The organism is Pseudoxanthomonas helianthi (genome assembly GCF_017939625.1).
GTDB classification, from domain to species: domain Bacteria; phylum Pseudomonadota; class Gammaproteobacteria; order Xanthomonadales; family Xanthomonadaceae; genus Pseudoxanthomonas_A; species Pseudoxanthomonas_A helianthi.
This window is the reverse complement of the sequence record NZ_JAGKTC010000001.1, coordinates 571,291-589,496: the sequence shown is the minus strand read 5'-3', so window position 1 is coordinate 589,496 and position 18,206 is coordinate 571,291. Positions and strand designations below refer to the sequence as shown.

General features: G+C 66.5%; 12 protein-coding genes. 10 read left to right on the top strand and 2 right to left on the bottom strand.

The window, feature by feature from the left end:
* Nucleotides 1-441: hypothetical protein (locus tag J5837_RS02790; RefSeq protein ID WP_210535194.1), on the top strand; the 441-nt coding region annotated here is incomplete at its 5' end.
* Nucleotides 442-673: 232 nt separating this feature from the next.
* On the opposite strand, the gene J5837_RS02785 is transcribed toward J5837_RS02790, so the two are convergent.
* Nucleotides 674-1,672 carry a LacI family DNA-binding transcriptional regulator gene (locus J5837_RS02785; protein ID WP_244755780.1) on the bottom strand — a complete coding sequence of 333 codons (999 nt, stop codon included), beginning with the start codon at nucleotides 1,670-1,672 and terminating at the stop codon, nucleotides 674-676.
* A gap of 535 nt (nucleotides 1,673-2,207) precedes the next feature.
* Between J5837_RS02785 and J5837_RS02780 the strand changes: the two genes are divergently transcribed.
* The 7 genes from J5837_RS02780 (at nucleotide 2,208) to xylA (ending at nucleotide 12,759) form a co-directional block, all read left to right on the top strand.
* Nucleotides 2,208-5,414 carry a TonB-dependent receptor gene (locus J5837_RS02780; RefSeq protein WP_210535192.1) on the top strand — a complete coding sequence of 1,069 codons (3,207 nt, stop codon included), beginning with the start codon at nucleotides 2,208-2,210 and terminating at the stop codon, nucleotides 5,412-5,414.
* 148 nt (nucleotides 5,415-5,562) lie between these two features.
* Entirely contained in the window at nucleotides 5,563-6,309 is a 747-nt protein-coding gene (locus J5837_RS02775) for a SapC family protein (protein ID WP_210535191.1), read from the top strand.
* A gap of 5 nt (nucleotides 6,310-6,314) precedes the next feature.
* A complete protein-coding gene (locus J5837_RS02770) occupies nucleotides 6,315-7,337 on the top strand; it encodes a cupin-like domain-containing protein (RefSeq protein ID WP_210535190.1) in 1,023 nt (340 codons plus the stop codon).
* Between the two features lie 13 nt (nucleotides 7,338-7,350).
* Nucleotides 7,351-8,979, top strand: coding sequence for a tryptophan halogenase family protein (locus J5837_RS02765; RefSeq protein ID WP_210535189.1), 1,629 nt, complete (start codon nucleotides 7,351-7,353; stop codon nucleotides 8,977-8,979).
* A gap of 7 nt (nucleotides 8,980-8,986) precedes the next feature.
* Complete coding sequence (locus J5837_RS02760; RefSeq protein WP_210535188.1) at nucleotides 8,987-9,682, top strand: DUF6445 family protein; 696 nt, start codon at nucleotides 8,987-8,989, stop codon at nucleotides 9,680-9,682.
* A gap of 205 nt (nucleotides 9,683-9,887) precedes the next feature.
* Nucleotides 9,888-11,381 carry a xylulokinase gene (gene xylB / locus J5837_RS02755; protein ID WP_210535187.1) on the top strand — a complete coding sequence of 498 codons (1,494 nt, stop codon included), beginning with the start codon at nucleotides 9,888-9,890 and terminating at the stop codon, nucleotides 11,379-11,381.
* A 43-nt stretch (nucleotides 11,382-11,424) separates the two neighbouring features.
* A complete protein-coding gene (gene xylA / locus J5837_RS02750) occupies nucleotides 11,425-12,759 on the top strand; it encodes a xylose isomerase (RefSeq protein ID WP_210535186.1) in 1,335 nt (444 codons plus the stop codon).
* A 27-nt stretch (nucleotides 12,760-12,786) separates the two neighbouring features.
* On the opposite strand, the gene J5837_RS02745 is transcribed toward xylA, so the two are convergent.
* A complete protein-coding gene (locus tag J5837_RS02745; protein WP_210535185.1) occupies nucleotides 12,787-13,848 on the bottom strand; it encodes a LacI family DNA-binding transcriptional regulator in 1,062 nt (353 codons plus the stop codon).
* A 113-nt stretch (nucleotides 13,849-13,961) separates the two neighbouring features.
* Between J5837_RS02745 and J5837_RS16320 the strand changes: the two genes are divergently transcribed.
* Nucleotides 13,962-16,145, top strand: a complete 2,184-nt coding sequence (locus J5837_RS16320; RefSeq protein WP_244755536.1) for an alpha-glucuronidase family glycosyl hydrolase — start codon at nucleotides 13,962-13,964, stop codon at nucleotides 16,143-16,145.
* Nucleotides 16,142-18,088 (top strand): sialate O-acetylesterase, encoded by a 1,947-nt coding sequence (locus J5837_RS02740; protein WP_244755534.1) that lies wholly within the window; start codon nucleotides 16,142-16,144, stop codon nucleotides 18,086-18,088. Before J5837_RS16320 ends, J5837_RS02740 begins: the two co-directional genes overlap by 4 nt.
* The last annotated feature ends 118 nt before the right edge of the window (nucleotides 18,089-18,206 follow it).

The window sequence follows — 18,206 nt, the reverse complement described above, 5'->3', positions numbered from 1 at the left end:
GCCATCCGGGAGGACGTCATGCGTGATATCGCTCTTTTTCTCTTACTCATGTTGTCGCCATCTGTCGCAATGACAGGAGAGTTGAAGGATTCGACGGCCGCGGTCGCGCTTGCTGAGAAGGTTGTCCAAAAGGCCAGCACAGGCGATGTCCGGGGCGGCTTGGAGCTCGCTCGCCCATATCTTGCGATTCCTTCAAGCCAGTTCGATGTGCTTCTTGGGCAATTGGAGATGCAAGCCCCTGTCCAAGCTACGCGCTACGGGAAATCAATCGGATATGAGTTGCTCCGAAACGACACCGTGGCTGATTCGCTCATAAGAATCATCTATATCCAGAAATTCGAGAGGCATGCTGTTTTTTGGATCTTCTATTTCTATAAGCCAAAGAATGACTGGCTCCTCAGTGAGTTGAGCTATTCAGACGCGTTAACGAGTGCCTTTTGATGGCTAACAATTCATTCAAGCCAAAGCCGCTTCGCCGCTCGGCATACTCAGGCATTAGGTCGGCCAATGTCTCAGAACCCCTACGAGCCGCCACCTTCTGCCCTCAGTGGAGACCACACTTGCTCTGCTGCGCTCAAAGTAGCTCTCCCGAGCGGAGCGGAATATGGTCCGGGTGCCGAGAGCCGCTATGCCAGATGAAGCCAGGGCAACCTGAGCGCCAGTCACTTCGTCTCTAGCCAGTTGCCTTCCGTCCGGCGGTGGAATCCGGAAGATCTGCAACCGAGTCGCGCGTCACCAGTTGATGCGGCACCACCTGGTTCACGATGACTCGGGTGGAAGGCGAAGTGCGCCGGATCTCGCGCAGGAGGATGTCCATCGCTGCGTCGGCCATTGCGGCGACCGGCTGGTGGATGGTGGTCAGTTCCGGCCACACCATCGTCGCGGCGGAGGTATCGTCGAAGCCGACCACGGAGAGATCGCGCGGTACGTCGAGGCCGCGACGATGCGCCACGGATACCACCGCCGATGCCATGTCGTCGTTGCTGGCGAAGATGGCGCTGGGCGGGCGGCGCAGCGCGAGCAGGCGCTCGGCTGCTTCCAGCCCGGACCGGTAGGTGAAATGGCCCGGCTGGACCAGCTTGTCGTCGTACGCGATGCCGGCCTCGGACAACGCATCCTTGTAGCCCTGCAGGCGATGCGCGCTGGCGGTCTGGTCCGGATCGCCCTTGATGTAACCGATGCGCCGATGGCCGTGCGCCACGAGGTGCGCGACCATGTCGTAGCTCGCGCGATGGTCGTCGATGCGGACGCACGAAATCGTGTCGCTGAAGTGGGCCGAAGCGATGGACACCGCGGGGACGCCGGCGCGCACGAACTCCGAGACGACGGTCTTGGACTCGCACAGCGGGGGTGGAAGGATGACCCCGGCGACGCTGCCCGCGAGTTGGCGCGCCGCTGCGCGCCGCTCTTCCGCGCTCAATCCATCCCAGGTTTCGATCACCAGTTGCGCCGCTACCCGCGCAGAGCCGCGCAACGCGCCGACGAGCAGCTCGCGAAGGTAGCTGGAGCTGGGATTGGTGTAGATCAACGCGATGCAGGTGTGTTGCGCCGCCGCCAGGGTGCTTGCGGCCAGGTTCGGGCGATAGCCGAGCTCGTGGATGCTGCGCATCACCCGCTCGCGGTTGGCATCGCGCACGCCGGCATGGCCATTGACCACTCGCGAGACGGTCATTGGGGACACGCCGGCATGGCTGGCCACTTCGTCGATGGTGACGGCGCGCCCTTTGCGGCGAGCGGTTTTTTTCTGGGTCCTTTTCACGCGGTTGCTTCCATTGGGCCGAGGAGCGGGTGTCGGGCGAAACACCCATTATTTGCGCATACGGTGCCATGAAACCGTTTTCCGAAGCCGGGTCTTTGCAGTTCTTGTTTCGGCCATGGATGCGTTTCCGGAGGATTTGCTGCGCTGCATGGTGACAAGTACGAACACCCATGATTAGTCTGCGCCTCGACGCGATGGTAGCGCTACCACTCACTCCCTATCGAAAGGGGAGCAGCGAAGCGCTTCTCCGTCGTGCAGTCGTCCGATCACGCTTGAAAAGCCGGAATGCGAACGGTCCTTCGCGACCGCCGCCGACCCCGGCCTGGTAGACGGGCCTCGCCCGTGGGCGCCCCTGGGAGGGGGCGATACATCCATACGATCGCAAGCCAGAGGGGAGATCCATGCGCACGTGCAGTTCCCGTAGAACTCCAGACCTGAGGGCAAGTTCATGAGCCGGAAGTTGGCGAAATTCAAATCGAAGGCCATGTTCACCTTCGTCGGAGGCGTGCTGGTCATCAACCCCGCGTTCGGCCAGGATGCAACCGCCCAGGCCGCGCCCGCGAACGCCGCGCAGTCCACGCCGCAGCAGTCGTCGGACCAGGCCACCACGCTGGATACCGTCGTGGTCAGCGGCATCCGCAACAGCCTCGAGCACTCGATGGGCATCAAGCGGGATGCCGTCGGCGTGGTCGACGCGATCAGCGCCGAGGACATCGGCAAGTTCCCGGACACCAACCTGGCCGAGTCGATGCAGCGCATCACCGGCATCTCGATCGACCGCCGCGACGGCGAGGGCGCGCAGGTCACCGCGCGCGGCTTCGGTCCCGAATACAACATGGTCACCTTGAACGGCCGCCAGATCCCGGGCGCCGACGGTTTCGGCAGCGGTGCCGCCGAACTCGGCGAAACCGGTTCGGGCACCCGCGCGTTCAACTTCGCCCAGCTGGCTTCCGAAGCGATCAGCGGCGTGGTCGTGCACAAGACCGGCCAGGCCGGCGTGCCCAGCGGCGGCATCGGCGCCACCATCGACATCCAGACGGCCCGTCCGCTCGATCGTACCGGCACGTTCGCCAGCGTTGGCATGAAGGCGGTGTCCGACCAGTCGCAGGTCCTCGGCAGCGAGATCACCCCGGAAATGTCCGGCATCTTCAGCTACAGCAACCCCGACAAGACCTGGGGTTTCGGCGTGAGCGGCAGCTACCAGAAGCGCCACGGCGGTTCGGTGCAGGCCACCGAGAACGGCTGGAACGTGTCCCGCTGGACCGGCTCCCTGCCGAACCTGCGCCCGGGCGGCACCGTCGAGAACGCGCCGCAGGTCGGCCAGCTGTATTCGATGCCGAACGACCTGCGCTATGCGTTCCAGGATTTCGAGCGCACCCGCGTCAACGGCCAGGCGGTGCTGCAATTCGCCCCGACCGATGCCTTCACCTTCACCCTCGACTACACCTACTCGACCAACGAGATCGCGCAGAATCGCGGCGAGCAGACCATGTGGCTGCAGAACAGCCTCGATCACGTGACCTTCGACGGCGACAGCCAGGTCGCCACGCCGATCTACATCCGCGACATCGCCGGCAGCAGCAAGGACTTCGGCTTCGAGCAGCAGCACAACGAGCAGAAGTACAAGCTGGGTTCGCTGGGCTTCAACGCGGTATGGAACGTCAACGATCGCTTCTCGTTGACCTTCGACGGGCACAACACCAAGGTCCGCAGCCTGCCGAACGATCCGCTCACCGGCGGCAGCTCGACCGCGTTCAGCCTCGCCGGCGTGGCGCCGGACCGGGTGAACAACAACTTCTCGCAGGAATACTGGTTCAACGGCGGCCTGCCGATCATGAGCCCGACCCTGTACCCGACCACCGCCGATGCGCTGGCCGGTACCAATGGCACGCCCAATCCCGCCTTCCCTCCCAGCCAGCTCGGTTCGCAGATCCTGCGCATCTGGTCCACCCGCCAGGACAGCGAGGTCAAGCAGGGCCGCATCGACGGCGCTCTGGACTTCGACAGCGGCCGCTTCACCTTCGGCGTCGATTCTTCCGAAGTGTCGATGCGCCGCCTCAATGTCGACGGCCATGGCCATCTGATGACGCTCGGCAACTGGGGCGTGGACGATGCGGGCCAGGTCGCGGACATGGCCGCTTTGCTGAAGCAGATCAACATCGTCGGCCTGTTCGACGACTTCAACGCCAGCGGGGCGTCGCCCAATGCGTGGTGGGGCAATGCCAGCGCATTGGCGCAATGGGCGGCGGACAAGTGCGCCAGCGGCACCGCGCCGGCGGCGTGGGCGGCCAACTGCGGCAGCATCAGCGCCAAGGCGCGCACCACCTACGACAGCGACAACCTGATCGAGGAGAAGACCCAGGCCGCGTATGTGCAGTGGGACCAGGACTTCAACATCGGCAGCATGCCGGCCCACCTCGCCGTGGGGGCGCGCTATGAGAAGACCGACATAACGTCGACGTCGATGATCCAGATCCCCAGCGCGGTCCGCTGGATGTCCAACAACGACTTCGGCATCAACCTGTCGGCCGAGAAACAGCCGTTCAGCGAGAAGGCCAGCTACAACTATCTGCTGCCCAACCTCGACTTCAGCATCGACCTGACCGAAGACATCAAGGCCCGCGCGTCGATCAGCAAGACCATCGCCCGCGCTCCGTACGGCAACCTGTACGCCGGTGCGACTCCGGGCGGCCCGAGCGGCTCGGTGCTGTTCGGCGACCAGTACCGCGGCGGCGGCAGTTCCAACAACCCGTCGCTGCTGCCGCTGGAATCGCGCAACATCGACCTGGGCGCGGAGTGGTATTTCGCTCCGTCCAGCTTCGTGGGCGTGACCTACTGGCGCAAGAAGGTCGACAACTTCGTCGGCAATACCGTGGTTCGCCAGAACCTGTACGGCCTGACCGACCCGACCTCCGGTCCGGACGCGCAGGCGGCACTGGCCTTCCTCAACAGTCCGGAGTGCGTCGCCCAGGTGACCGCGGCAGGCGGAAATCCGGCCGAAGGTTGCGTGGGCAACTACACCACGCTGTTCACCGCGCTGGCGATGTTGCGCAATCCGGGCAGCGGCGGCCTGGCGGCCTACAACGGCAGTAATCCCCAGCAGATCGCCATGGAGTCCGCGTACGACATCGTGGGCGAGGCCGACGATCCGCTGTACCAGTTCGACGTCAACGTCCCGGTCAACCAGCGTTCGGCCAACCTGCATGGTTGGGAAATCGGCGGCCAGTACTTCTTCGGCGACAGCGGTTTCGGCATCCTGGCCAACTACACCATCGTCAAGGGCGACGTGGGCGTCGACCGCGCAGCGGATCCGGGCGCCAACGTGTTCGCCCTGGTGGGCCTGAGCGACTCCGCCAATGCCGTGCTGATGTACGAGAAGCACGGCTGGTCGGCCCGTCTGGCATGGAACTGGCGCGACGAGTACCTGATGGCGGCCAACCAGAACGGCAACAACCGCAACCCGTACTTCGTCGAGGCCTACCAGCAGATCGACGCGAACGTGTCGTACGACTTCACCGACCAGTTCACGGTGTCGTTCGAAGCGATCAACCTGACCGGCGAGGACGTGCGCTGGCATGCGCGTTCGGAAAACCAGATGGTCCGCGCGGTCGAACAGTCGCCGCGTTACATGCTGGGTTTCCGCTTCAAGTTCTGAGCCCTCCCGCGCCGGCTCCCGGGCCGGCGTTGCATGGGGCCGCTGCACCCGCAGCGGCCCCGTTTTCTTTCGGACGCGCCGGCCGGACCTTCGCGCTCGCCGGGAAAGCGCATAACATCAACGCGGACACCAAGCAGCCAGAGTCGACATGCCCCGCCACGAACTGCTGAACAACGTGACGCACAAGGACTTGCGCGTCGTTACCCGCTTCGGTCGCGAGTACGGCGACGAGGTCGGCCTGGTGCCGGCGTTCCCGACCGAGTTCGCCGAACTGCAGCGCGAATACCCGATCTTCCTGCGCAAGGACCGCGACGACGGCGGCTGGCAGGCGGTCGCGCTGCTGGGATTCGAATCGAACGAGAACCTGTTCCTGCAGGACGGCCGCTGGAACGCGAACTACCTGCCCGGTTACATCGCACGCGGGCCGTTCCTGATCGGATTCCAGCAACAGGAAGTCGATGGCGAGCTGCGCGACGAGCCGGTGATCCACGTCGACGTGGAGCATCCGCGCATCGGCCGCGGCGAAGGCGAGCCGGTGTTCCTGCCGCAGGGCGGGCAAAGCCCGTATCTCGAAAGCATCGCCAGCGTGTTGCGCGGCATCCGCGACGGGGTAGAGGGCGGCAAGGCCATGTACGCGGTGTTCGACGAGCTGGGCCTGATCCAGCCGGTGAACATCGAACTGAAGTTCGATGAGCAACACGGCGCCAACCTGACCGGCCTGTACGGCATCGATCGCGAGCGCCTGGCCGCGCTGGATGCAGAAGCGCTGCATCGCCTGCACCGCGACAACTTCCTCGAAGGCATCTACCTGATGCTGTCTTCGCTGCACAACCTGCGCCGGTTGATGGCGGAGAAACAGCGTCGCTTGCGCCTGCAGGAAGCCACGGTCGGCTGAGCGCCATGGCCGAAGCGATCGCCTGCCTGCCCGAGTGGCCGGATTGCCGGCCCGGCGAGCTGCCGCTGGAAGAATTGCTCGCCGCCGGCCAGCCGGCCGTGTTGCGCGGCGTCGCCCGCGACTGGAGCCTGGTCCAGGCCGGCCGGCGCGGCATGCGCGAGGCGATGGACCATCTGCGAAGCCACTACAACGGCCAGCCGGTGACCTATTCGCATGGCGGTCCGGAAATCGCAGGACGCCCGTTCTACAACGACGATTTCACCGCGTTGAACATCGAAGTGCGGCGCAGTCCGCTGGGCGAGGTGCTCGACGCCATCGCCGCGCACGCCGGCGATGCGCAGCCGCCGACGTACTACGTGGCTTCGCTGCTGGTCGATACGCGCCTGCCCGGTCTGCGCGCGCACAACGATTTCGATTTCGCCGCGCATGGCATCCAGGCGCCGCCGAGCATCTGGATCGGCAACCGGGTCACCGCCTCCTGCCACTACGACGCGATGGAGAACATCGCCTGCTGCGCGGTCGGTCGCCGTCGCTTCACCGTGTTGCCGCCGGAGCAGGTCGTCAACCTGTATCCGGGTCCGCTGGAGCCGACGCCGGGCGGGCAGGCGGTCAGCGTGGTCGGTTTCGCCGATCCGGATTTCCAGCGCTATCCGCGCTTCCGCGAGGCCCGGGCGGCGGCGCAAACCGCGGTGCTGGAACCGGGCGATGCGATCTTCATTCCCAATCTGTGGTGGCACCACGTGCAGGCGCTGGAGCCGTTCAACGTACTGGTCAACTACTGGTGGAACGGCGCGCCGGCGCACATCCCGGCGCCGATGCAGGCGCTGTACCACGCGCTGTGGGCGCTGCGCGACCGGCCGCCGCGGGAGAAGCAGGCCTGGCGCGCGCTGTTCGATTACTACGTGTTCGGCGATGCGCAGCGCGCCGGCGAGCATCTGCCGCCGCAGGCGCGCAAGGTGCTGGGGCCGATCGACGAAACGCTGGCGCGGCAATTGCGCGCGATGCTGATCAACAAGCTGAACCGCTGAGGCGGAGGGGAAGATGACCGAGAAGAAGATCCGCAAAGTCGTGATCGCCGGTGGCGGCACCGCGGGCTGGGTCGCCGCGTGCGCGCTGACCCACCAGTTCCGCGACCTGCTCGACATCACCCTGGTGGAGTCCGAGCAGGTCGGCACGGTCGGGGTGGGCGAGTCCACGATCCCGACCATCCGCACCTTCCACCGCCTCCTGCAGATCGACGAGCGCGAGTTCCTCAGCTCGGTCGCTGGCAGCTTCAAGCTGGCGATCTCGTTCGAGAACTGGGTTCGCCCGGGTTCACGCTACATCCATCCGTTCGGCACCACCGGCGTGAATACCTGGTCGTGCGATTTTCACCAGTTCTGGCTGGAAAGCCGCCGCCGCGGCATGCAGAGCGAACTGGGCGACTACTGCCTGGAGACCGTCGCCGCTCGCCAGGACCGATTCGCCCTGTTCGATGCCGGCCAGAACGCCCAGCAATGGTCGATGCGCTGGACCAAGGCGGCTACGGCGGAGCGTCGCGATGTGAGCTATGCCTACCATTTCGACGCCGGGCTGTATGCAGCGTTCATGCGCGTCAAGTGCGAAGGCCGCGGGCTCAAGCGCGTCGAGGGCAAGATCGCCCAGGTACGCCAGGATCCGGACAGTGGCTACGTGCAGTCGCTGGTGCTGGAGGATGGGCAGGTCATCGAGGGCGACCTGTTCATCGACTGCACCGGCGCGCGCGCGCTGCTGATCGAGCAGGCGCTGCACACCGGCTACGAGGACTGGAACCACTGGCTGCCAAGCAACCGCGCGGTGGCGTTGCAGACCGAAGCCGATGGACCGGCGGTGCCGTACACGCGCGCGATCGCGCATGAGGCCGGCTGGCACTGGAAGATCTCGCTCCAGCACCGGATCGGGTGCGGCATCGTGTTTTCCGATGCGCACATGTCCGACGATGAGGCGACCGCCAAACTGCTCGCCGAAAACCCATCCAAGCCGCTGCGCGACCCGTGGATAATCCCGTTCCGCACCGGGCGGCGGCGCAAAGCTTGGAACAAGAACGTGATCGCGCTCGGACTGGCGAGCGGCTTCATTGAGCCGCTGGAATCCACCAGCATCCACCTGACCCTCAGCGCGGTCACCCGCCTGGTGCAGTTCTTCCCCTCCGAAGGCATCAGCCAGGCGGCGGTGGACCGCTTCAACCAGGTCAGCCGCCAGGAGCTGGAACACGTCCGCGACTTCGTCGTGATGCACTACCACCTCAACCAGCGCGATGAGCCCCTGTGGAAGCAGTGCCGCGAAATGGAACTGCCACCGGGCTTGGCCGAGCGCATCCAGGTGTTCCGTGAGACCGGCTACGCATGGCAGGGGGAGGACGAGCTGTTCCGCCTCGACTCCTGGACCCACTGCATGCTCGGCCAGGGCGTCGTGCCCCGCAGCCACCATCCACTGACCCGCGCGCTTTCGGACACCGATCTCAAGCGCCTGCTCGAAAGCGTGCGCAAGCCGATCGATGCCGCTGTGGCGTCCATGCCCAGCCAAGAGCAGTTCATCGACAGCTACTGCAAGGCGCCGCCCTCGGCCTGGGAGCAGATGTACGCACGCGCCCGGCAGCATGAGCGGGTGACCGGCAAGATCGCGGGCGTCGGCGGAGGCCTGATCCAGTGATGCGCAGATGCTGATCCAGGCGCACCCCGGACTGCGCCTCCAGGTACGGCGGATCGGTGCGGAAGGCGCGCCACTGCTGGTGATCGACAACGTGGTGGCCGATCCGCAAAAGCTGGTGAACAAGGCCGCGCGCAGTCGCTTTTCGGTGCAGGGCGCGTATTTCCCCGGCTTGCGCGCACGCGCGCCGGCGTCGTACGAATATTTCCTGGAAAGCCTGCTGAAGCCGCTGTTGCGCGAGCATTTCGGCATGGCGCCCGGACACTTCTCCTTCCCGATGTGCCACTACTCGCTGGTCACCACGCCGCCGGAAAAGCTGAATTTCCTGCAGCGCATACCGCATTTCGATTCCAACGCGGACAACGGCTTGGCGACCGTGCACTACCTGTTCCGCGAAGGCTGGGGCGGCACTGCGTTCTACCGGCATCGGCGGACGGGCTTCGAAACCATCGGCGAAACGCGGGTGCCCGCGTATTTCGAATGCCTGCAGCGCGAGAGCCGTGGCGAAGACGCGCCAGACGCGAGCTACATCAACGGCGACACCGCACTGTTCGAACGGATCGACCAGGCCGAAGGCGTGTTCAACCGCATGCTGGTGTACCGACGCAATTCGTTGCATTCGGCCACCATCGACAACGCCTTGGTCCCACCCGCCGATCCGTTGAAGGGCCGGTTGTCGGTCAATGCCTTCATCGACGTGGGCTGATGGACCTCGCTTCGCCGCATTCAAGTCGTTGTTTCGCGTGGAATTCCGCGGTGCAGCAGGCTTTTTCGGCAGACGCTGGTTACAGTGTCGCCGTGACCGCGTTGGGCGACTCCGCGGTCCGGTAAGGAAGGGGCGGCCGAGGCGGTTCCTTTTTTTTCCGACGAAAAGGTAGCGCTAACTTTTGATCTGCCGGAGGCTGGGTTCGATGGCTTTTACCGCCGGAATTGACGCAGGCACACAGAGCCTGAAGGTGGTGCTGTACGACGCGACGGCGCGCCAGGTCGTGGCCACCGCCAGCGAGCCGTTGGAACTGACCAGCAGCGAGGACGGCAGTCGCGAGCAGCATCCCTCGGCATGGGTCGCTGCGATGCACACCTGCTTCGCGCGCCTCGACGCCGGCCTGCGCGCCCGCGTGGTGGCGCTGGCCGTGTCCGGCCAGCAGCATGGCTTCGTGCCGGCGGATACGGAAGGCAACGTGCTGGCTCCGGCCAAGCTGTGGTGCGATACCAGCACCACCGCCGAGTGCGCGCAGATCATGGACGCGGTGGGCGGCGCGCAGCGCACGATTGAACTGGCCGGCAACCCGATCCTGGCCGGCTACACCGCCTCCAAGCTGCCGTGGACGAAGACCCATCGCCCCGAGGCGTATGCCCGGCTGGCCAGCATCCTGCTGCCGCACGACTATCTGAACTTCGTGCTGACCGGCCAACGCTTCTGCGAGTACGGCGATGCCTCCGGCACCGGCTGGCTGGATGTGCGTACACGCACCTGGTCGAAGGACTTGCTGCGCGCGACCGATCCGGATCGCGACCTGGCCGACTGCCTGCCGCCGATCGCCGCCCCCGATGCGCTGTTCCCCATCGATCCGGCCATCGCCGCGCAACTGGGCCTGTCGCCCACGGTGCAGGTCGCCGTCGGCGGCGGCGACAACATGATGGCCGCCATCGGCACCGGCTGCGTGGAGGAAGGCCGGCTGGCGATGAGCCTGGGCACCTCGGGCACGCTGTTCGCGTATTCGGATACGCCGGTGGTCGATCCGCAAGGCGCGTGGGCGGCGTTCTGCTCGTCCACCGGCGGCTGGCTGCCGCTGATCTGCACGATGAACTGCACCGTGGCGACCGAACAGGTGGCGAAACTGTTCGGCTTCAGCACACGCGATGGCGATGCCCACCTCGATGCCACGCCGCCCGGCGCGGACGGGCTGACGATGCTGCCGTTCCTCAACGGCGAACGCACCCCGGACCTGCCGCACGGCAAGGGCGTGCTGGCCGGACTGGACCCGACGAACTTCTCTCCCGCACATCTGTACCGCGCGGCGATGGAAGGAGCGACCTATAGCCTGAAGTACGGCTACGACGCCTTCGTGCGCGCGGGCATGCGGTTCGAACGCATCGTGCTGACCGGCGGCGGCAGCCACAGCGCGGCCTGGCGGCAACTGGTCGCCGACGTGTTCGGCCTGCCGGTGGACGTGCCCGCACAGGCCGAAGGCGCGGCGTTCGGCGCGGCCCTGCAGGCGCTGTGGGCGTCCGCTCGCGCCAATGGCGACGACGCTTCGATCGCCGACATCGCCCGCACCCACGTCGCCCTGGATCCGGCACGGTCCGCCACGCCCGATCCGGCGCGCGCGGCCGCCTACGCGAACGCCTACCAACGCTTCCTGCACTACCTCGATGCCGTCGCCCCGCTGCAGCGCGGCTGACGTCCCCCACGCCCCACCGGCCCAACCACAGGAACACCGTCCCATGAGCACGCAACCTTTCATCGGCGCCAAGGAATACTTCCCCGGCATCGGCCGCATCCCGTTCGAGGGTCGCGGCTCGGACAACCCGCTGGCCTTCAAGGTCTACGACGCGCAGAAGCGGATCGGCGGCAAGACCATGGCCGAGCACCTGCGCTTCGCCACCTGCTACTGGCACACCTTCTGCAACGCCGGCCACGACCCGTTCGGTCCGGGCACGCGCAAGTTCCCGTGGGAAGGCGCCAGCCCGCTGGCCACGGCCGAGGCCAAGGTCGATGCCGCGTTCGAGTTCTTCAGCAAGCTGGGCGTGCCGTACTGGTGCTTCCACGACATCGACCTGTCGCCGGACGAGGAGGACATCGGCCAGTACGAGAAGCACCTCAAGCACATGGTCGGCCTGGCCAAGGCACGCCAGCAGGCCACCGGGGTGAAGCTGCTGTGGGGCACGGCCAACCTGTTCTCGCACCCACGCTACATGAACGGCGCGGCGACCAACCCGGACTTCGCGGTGGTGGCGCGTGCGGCGGTACAGGTGAAGAACGCGCTGGAGGCGACCGTCGAGCTGGGCGGGGAGCACTACGTGTTCTGGGGCGGCCGCGAAGGCTATGCCAGCCTGGTCAACACGAACATGAAGCGCGAGCTGGACCACTTCGCCCGCTTCCTGACCATCGCCCGCGACTACGGCCGCAGCATCGGCCTGAGCGGCAACTTCCTGATCGAGCCCAAGCCGATGGAGCCGATGAAGCACCAGTACGACTTCGACAGCGCCACCGTGGCCGGCTTCCTCAAGGCACACGGGCTGGAGAAGGACTTCAAGCTCAACATCGAGGCCAACCACGCCACCCTGTCGGGGCACACCTTCGAGCACGACCTGCAGGTGGCCAGCGACCATGGCCTGCTGGGCAGCATCGACGCCAACCGCGGCAACGCGCAGAACGGCTGGGACACCGACCAGTTCCCGACCGACCTGTACGATACGGTCGGTGCGATGCTGGTGGTGCTGCGCCAGGGCGGTCTGGAAGGCGGGCTGAACTTCGATGCGAAGGTGCGCCGCGAGTCGACCGACCTGGAGGACCTGTTCATCGCCCACATCGGCGGCATGGATGCGTTCGCGCGCGGGCTGGAGGTGGCCCATGCGCTGCTGACCGAATCGCCATGGGAACAATGGCGAAAGGACCGCTATGCCAGCTTCGACGGCGGGGCGGGCAAGGACTTCGAGGACGGCAAGCTCGGCCTGGCCGACCTGCATGCCCTCGCGGTCAAGCAGGGCGAGCCGAAGCAGGTCAGCGGCAAGCAGGAACGCTATGAGAACCTGCTAAACCAGTATCTGCTGCGCTGAGCGCGACGAATAATGCCGCGCCGCGCGCTATCGCCGCTTGGGTGGAGTCGCCACCGAATCGCGGGCGACCAGCCGGTGCGGCACCACGTGATCCACCAGCACGCGCGTGCTGTCGGTCTTGCGCCGGATGCCGCGCAACAGGATGTCCATCGCGGCGTTCGCCATCGAGGCGATCGGCTGGTGGACGGTGGTGAGTTCCGGCCACACGGTGGTTGCGGCCGAGGTGTCGTCGAAGCCGACCACGGACAGGTCGCGCGGCACGTCCAGCCCGCGGCGGTGCGCGACCGAAATCGCGGCCGCGCCCATGTCGTCGTTGCTGGCGAAGATGGCGGTCGGCGGCTTGCGGTGCGCCAGAAGCTTTTCGGTGGCCACGAGTCCGGACCGGTAGGTGTAGTCGCCCTGCTGCACCAGTCCGGGTTCGACTTCCAGCCCGGCCTCGTGCAGTGCGGTGACGAAGCCGTCGTAGCGCCGCGAACTGGCGCTCAGGTCGCTGCGTCCACGGATGAAACCGATGCGCGTGTGGCCCTGCCGGATCAGGTGTTCCGCCATCTCCTTGCCGGCGCGGAAATCGTCGATGCGGACGCAGGAAATCTCGTCGCTGAAGCGGCCCGAGGCGATGGCGACCACCGGCACGCCGGCCTTGACCAGTTCGGTCACGGCCGCATGCGATTCGCACAGCGGCGGCGGCAGGATCACGCCGTCGACGCGGGCGCCGAGCGCGCGCGCCGCCTTGCGTTCGGATTCGGCGTCCAGGTCGTCCCAGTAATCGACCACCAACTGGATGGCGGTGCGCGAAGCGACGCGCAGCAGGCCGACCAGGAGTTCGCGCAGGTAGGCGCCGCTGGGGTTGGTATAGATCAGCGCGACGCGCGTGTGCTGCGCCGCCGCCAGCGAACTCGCGGCGAGGTTGGGCGTGTAGTCCAGTTCGCGCACCGCACGCATGACGCGCTCGCGGGTGGCGTCGCGAACCTTGCCCTGGCCGTTGATGACCCGCGATACGGTCATCGGCGACACGCCTGCCAGCGCGGCTACTTCATCGATCGTCACGCCGCTGCTCTTGCGGCGGATCGACTTCTTCGGCTTGTTCAACACGCGTTCCCTTCTTCAACCATGACGGCGCCGCGTTGCGGCCAACCGACCCGAGCTGGACACCGAAGCGGATGATGGAACACATCCGGGCCGCGTGTCCCTCGGACGGACGAATGTTACCGCTAACGCCACGTCGCGGCGACCGCGCGTGGGTGCTGCTGGCCGGATTGCTGGCGCTGCTGGCCTGGGTGGGCGATGCGCGGGCCGAAGACGGCTATGCGCTGTGGTTGCGTTACGTGCCTGCCGATCCGGCGCGGGTCGAAGACTATCGTCATCGCCTCGGCGACGTCGTGGCGCCCAATGCCACGCCCACCCAACGCGCAGCCCGCGACGAGCTGCGGCGCGGCCTGACCGGCTTGCTGGGAAGTGCGCCCCGGCTGCATGCGACCCTCGCGGGTGGGCGTCCGCTGGTGCTGGGCACCCCGGATTCGTCGCCATGGCTGGCGCCTTTCCGTCGCGAGGTGGAAGTCCTCGGCGAGGACGGCTTCATCCTTCGCGAAGGGCGCATCGACGGTCGCGCCGCGTTGGTTATTGCGGCGCGCCGCGACATCGGCGTGCTGTACGGGACGTTCCACTTGCTGCGCCTGCTGCAGACCGGTCAGCCGCTGGCCGGACTCGACATCCGCGAGGCGCCGAAGCTGCGGCTGCGCGTGCTCGATCACTGGGACAACCTCGACCGCTATGTCGAGCGCGGTTACGCCGGCGAATCGATCTGGGACTGGCACAAGCTGCCGGGCTGGCGCGATCCGCGCTATACCGATTACGCCCGCGCCAATGCCTCGATCGGCATCAACGGCGCGGTGCTGAACAACGTCAACTCCAATGCACGGGTGCTGACGCCGATGTACCTGGAGAAGGTCGAGGCGCTGGCCGACGTCTTCCGTCCCTACGGCATCCGCGTGTACCTGAGCGCGCGTTTCTCCGCGCCCAAGGAAATCGGCGGCCTGGACACCGCCGATCCGCTGGATCCGCGCGTGCGCGCCTGGTGGAAGGCCAAGGCCGACGAGATATACAAGGCGATCCCTGACTTCGGCGGCTTCCTGGTCAAGGCCAATTCGGAAGGCCAGCCCGGTCCGCAGGATTACGGCCGCAACCACGCCGACGGCGCCAACATGCTGGCCGAGGCCCTGGCGCCACACGGCGGCGTGGTGATGTGGCGTGCCTTCGTCTATTCGCACGAACAACCCGACGATCGCGCCAGGCAGGCCTACGACGAATTCGTGCCGCTGGATGGCGCCTTCCGCGACAACGTGGTCGTGCAGGTGAAGAACGGCGCCATCGACTTCCAGCCGCGCGAGCCCTTCCATCCGCTGTTCGGCGCCATGCCGAAGACGCCGCTGATGATGGAGTTCCAGATCACCAAGGAATACCTGGGCTTCGCCACCCACCTGGCGTACCTGGGCCCGTTGTACGAGGAAACGCTGCGTTCGGACACCTTCGCGCGCGGCGCGGGTGCCAGCGTGGCGAACGTCGTCGACGGATCGCTGGAAGGGCACGCGCTCAGCGGCATGGCCGGCGTGGCCAACATCGGCAGCGACCGCAACTGGAGCGGTTCGCACTTCGACCAGGCCAACTGGTACGCCTTCGGCCGCATGGCGTGGAATCCGCACGCTTCGTCGCGCGCCATCGCCGAAGACTGGGTGCGGATGACGTTCTCCAACGATCCGCGCTTCGTCGTGCCGGTGGTGGACATGATGATGGCTTCGCGCGAAGCGGTGGTCGATTACATGACCCCGCTGGGCCTGCACCACCTGATGGGCCGCGGCCACCACTACGGCCCGATGCCGTGGGACGCGGGCGCGCCGCGCGCGGACTGGACGCCGGTGTACTACCACCGCGCGGACAAGGCGGGCATCGGTTTCGACCGCAGTTCGCGCGGCAGCAACGCGGTCGCGCAATACGCACCGCCGCTGGCGAAACGGTTCGACGATCCGGCGCAGGTCCCGGAGGAGTTCCTGCTGTGGTTCCACCACCTGCGATGGGATTACCCGACGAAGTCGGGCCGTCCGCTGTGGGACGAGCTGGTGCATCGCTACGACCGTGGCGTGGATGAAGTGAAGAAGATGCGCGCCACCTGGGGCGACCTGTCGCCTTACGTCGATGCCGAGCGCCACGCGCAGGTCGCCGCGTTCCTCGCCATCCAGCAGGACGAGGCGCAATGGTGGCGCGACGCCAGCATCGCCTACTGGCAGAGCCTCAACGGCCTGCCGCTGCCGGTCGGCCACTCGCCGCCCGCGCATTCGCTGGACTACTACGAATCGCTCGAATTCCCGTATGCGCCGGGGGACGGAAAATGAAGACTTCGAAAAAGGGTGCGCTGGCGCTGGGCCTGTTCGCGCTGGCGCCGCTGGCGCACGCGGCGGACTCGCCGCTGCTGCACGAGATGTTCCAGGACCACGCCGTGCTGCAGCGCGATCGACCGATCCCGGTATGGGGCGAGGCCGCACCCGGTGCGGAAGTGAAGGTGTCCTTCGCCGGCAAGACAGTGAAGGCCAAGGCCGGTACCGACGGCCGCTGGGAGGCGACGCTGCCGGCGCAGAAGGCCGGCGGCCCGTACACGCTGACGGCGAGTTCCGGCGCCGCATCGGAAACCGCGAACGACATCCTGGTCGGCGATGTCTGGCTGTGCAGCGGCCAGTCGAACATGGAGTTGCAGGTCAAGCGCGGGCTCAACACCTGGGCGGAAATCAGCAACGCCCACAACGACCGCATCCGCATGCTCAAGGTCGGATTGAAGGAAAGCATGGTGCCGCGCGCGCACTTCATCGATCCGGTGCAATGGCAGGCGACCACGCCGGACACGGTCGGCGAGTTCTCCGCAACCTGTTACTACTTCGCGCGAGAACTGCAGAAGCGCGTCGACGTGCCGATGGGGTTGATCAATTCCTCATGGGGCGGTTCGCGCATCGAAGCCTGGTTGAGCGCGCAAGCCCTGCACAGGCTGGGCGGCTTCGACGAACAGCTCGAACTGCTGGCGCGATACGCCGACGATCCGCTCGCCGCCAATACCGGCTGGGGCGAACTGTGGACGAAATGGTGGCGCTCGGCGCCGGGCGTGGCCCAGGGCGATGAGCCGTGGAAGGACGTTGCATCCAGCGCCGACTGGACCGCCGCGCCGCGCGGCCTCGGCAACTACCGCGAATGGACGCCGCAACTGGCCGACTTCACCGGCATGCTCTGGTTCCGCACCACGTTCCGGCTGGATGCGAAGCAGGCCGCGCAGGGCGCGACCCTGGCGCTGGGCGTGGCCGACGAAGTCGATGTGACCTGGATCAACGGCCGTGCGGTCGGCAGCAGCTATGGCGGCGGCGAACGCAATTACGCCTTGCCGGCGGGCCTGTTGCACGAAGGCGAAAACACGCTGGTGGTCAACGTGCTCAACACCTGGTCCGACGGTGGCCTGACCGGCGACGCGCCGCGTGCGTTGCGCTTTGCCGACGGCAGTTCGGTGCCGCTGGATCGTGGATGGCAATACCGCGTGGTGCCGAAGCAAGCCGGTACGCCGCCGCAGGCACCGTGGCTGTCGGCGCAGGGCAAGGGCACGCTGTTCAACGGCATGGTGAAGCCACTGGGTGGCTATGGCATGCGTGGCGCGTTGTGGTACCAGGGCGAATCGAACACCGGCGATGCCGCCGCATACCGCGGGCTGCTGCGTGCGTACCGCGACGACCTGCGCGCGCACTTCGGCAAGGACCTGCCGCTGTTCGTCGTGCAACTGGCCAACTTCGGTCCCGCACCGACGCAGCCGACCGAGAGCGGCTGGGCGGAACTGCGCGAAGTGCAGCGCGAAGTCGTCGCCGAGGACCCGCGCAGCGGCCTGGCCGTGGCCATCGACATCGGCGATCGCTACGACATCCATCCGGCCAACAAGCAGGAACTGGGCGCGCGCCTCGCGCGGGCCGCGCGCAAGGTGGTGTACGGCGAGAAGATCGCCGCGACCGGCCCGGTTCCGCGCACGGCGAAACGAAACGGCGATGCGGTGGAAGTTTCGTTCGCCGATGTCCGCGGCAAGCTGGTCGCCTACAGCGCCGAAGGCCCGATCGCGTTCGAACTGTGCGGCGATGCACCGGGTTCTTGCCGCTACGCCGAAGCAAGCCTTCGCGGCAGCGATACGGTGGTGCTGCGCGCACCGGTGGTGAACCCGACCCGGGTGCGCCATGCCTGGGCCGACAGCCCCGTCGTCACCCTGTTCGACACGGACGGCCTGCCGGCCGGCCCGTTCGAGATCGGAGTCGAGTGATGCTCCGCGCAGGAATTCCCATGAGCGTGTTCCCCGAGACCCGCCGCTACGCTTCCAGCAACGATCGCGAGGTCGTCGACGCCAAGGCCGTCATCGACGCGATGTCCGCGGCCGACCC

Excerpts from the sequence above, each read along its gene's own strand:
- J5837_RS02785 (WP_244755780.1), bottom strand. The coding sequence starts at position 1,672 with ATGACCGTCTCGCGAGTGGTCAATGGCCATGCCGGCGTGCGCGATGCC.
- J5837_RS02780 (WP_210535192.1), top strand. The coding sequence starts at position 2,208 with ATGAGCCGGAAGTTGGCGAAATTCAAATCGAAGGCCATGTTCACCTTC.
- J5837_RS02775 (WP_210535191.1), top strand. The coding sequence starts at position 5,563 with ATGCCCCGCCACGAACTGCTGAACAACGTGACGCACAAGGACTTGCGC.
- J5837_RS02770 (WP_210535190.1), top strand. The coding sequence starts at position 6,315 with ATGGCCGAAGCGATCGCCTGCCTGCCCGAGTGGCCGGATTGCCGGCCC.
- J5837_RS02765 (WP_210535189.1), top strand. The coding sequence starts at position 7,351 with ATGACCGAGAAGAAGATCCGCAAAGTCGTGATCGCCGGTGGCGGCACC.
- J5837_RS02760 (WP_210535188.1), top strand. The coding sequence starts at position 8,987 with ATGCTGATCCAGGCGCACCCCGGACTGCGCCTCCAGGTACGGCGGATC.
- xylB (WP_210535187.1), top strand. The coding sequence starts at position 9,888 with ATGGCTTTTACCGCCGGAATTGACGCAGGCACACAGAGCCTGAAGGTG.
- xylA (WP_210535186.1), top strand. The coding sequence starts at position 11,425 with ATGAGCACGCAACCTTTCATCGGCGCCAAGGAATACTTCCCCGGCATC.
- J5837_RS16320 (WP_244755536.1), top strand. The coding sequence starts at position 13,962 with ATGTTACCGCTAACGCCACGTCGCGGCGACCGCGCGTGGGTGCTGCTG.
- J5837_RS02740 (WP_244755534.1), top strand. The coding sequence starts at position 16,142 with ATGAAGACTTCGAAAAAGGGTGCGCTGGCGCTGGGCCTGTTCGCGCTG.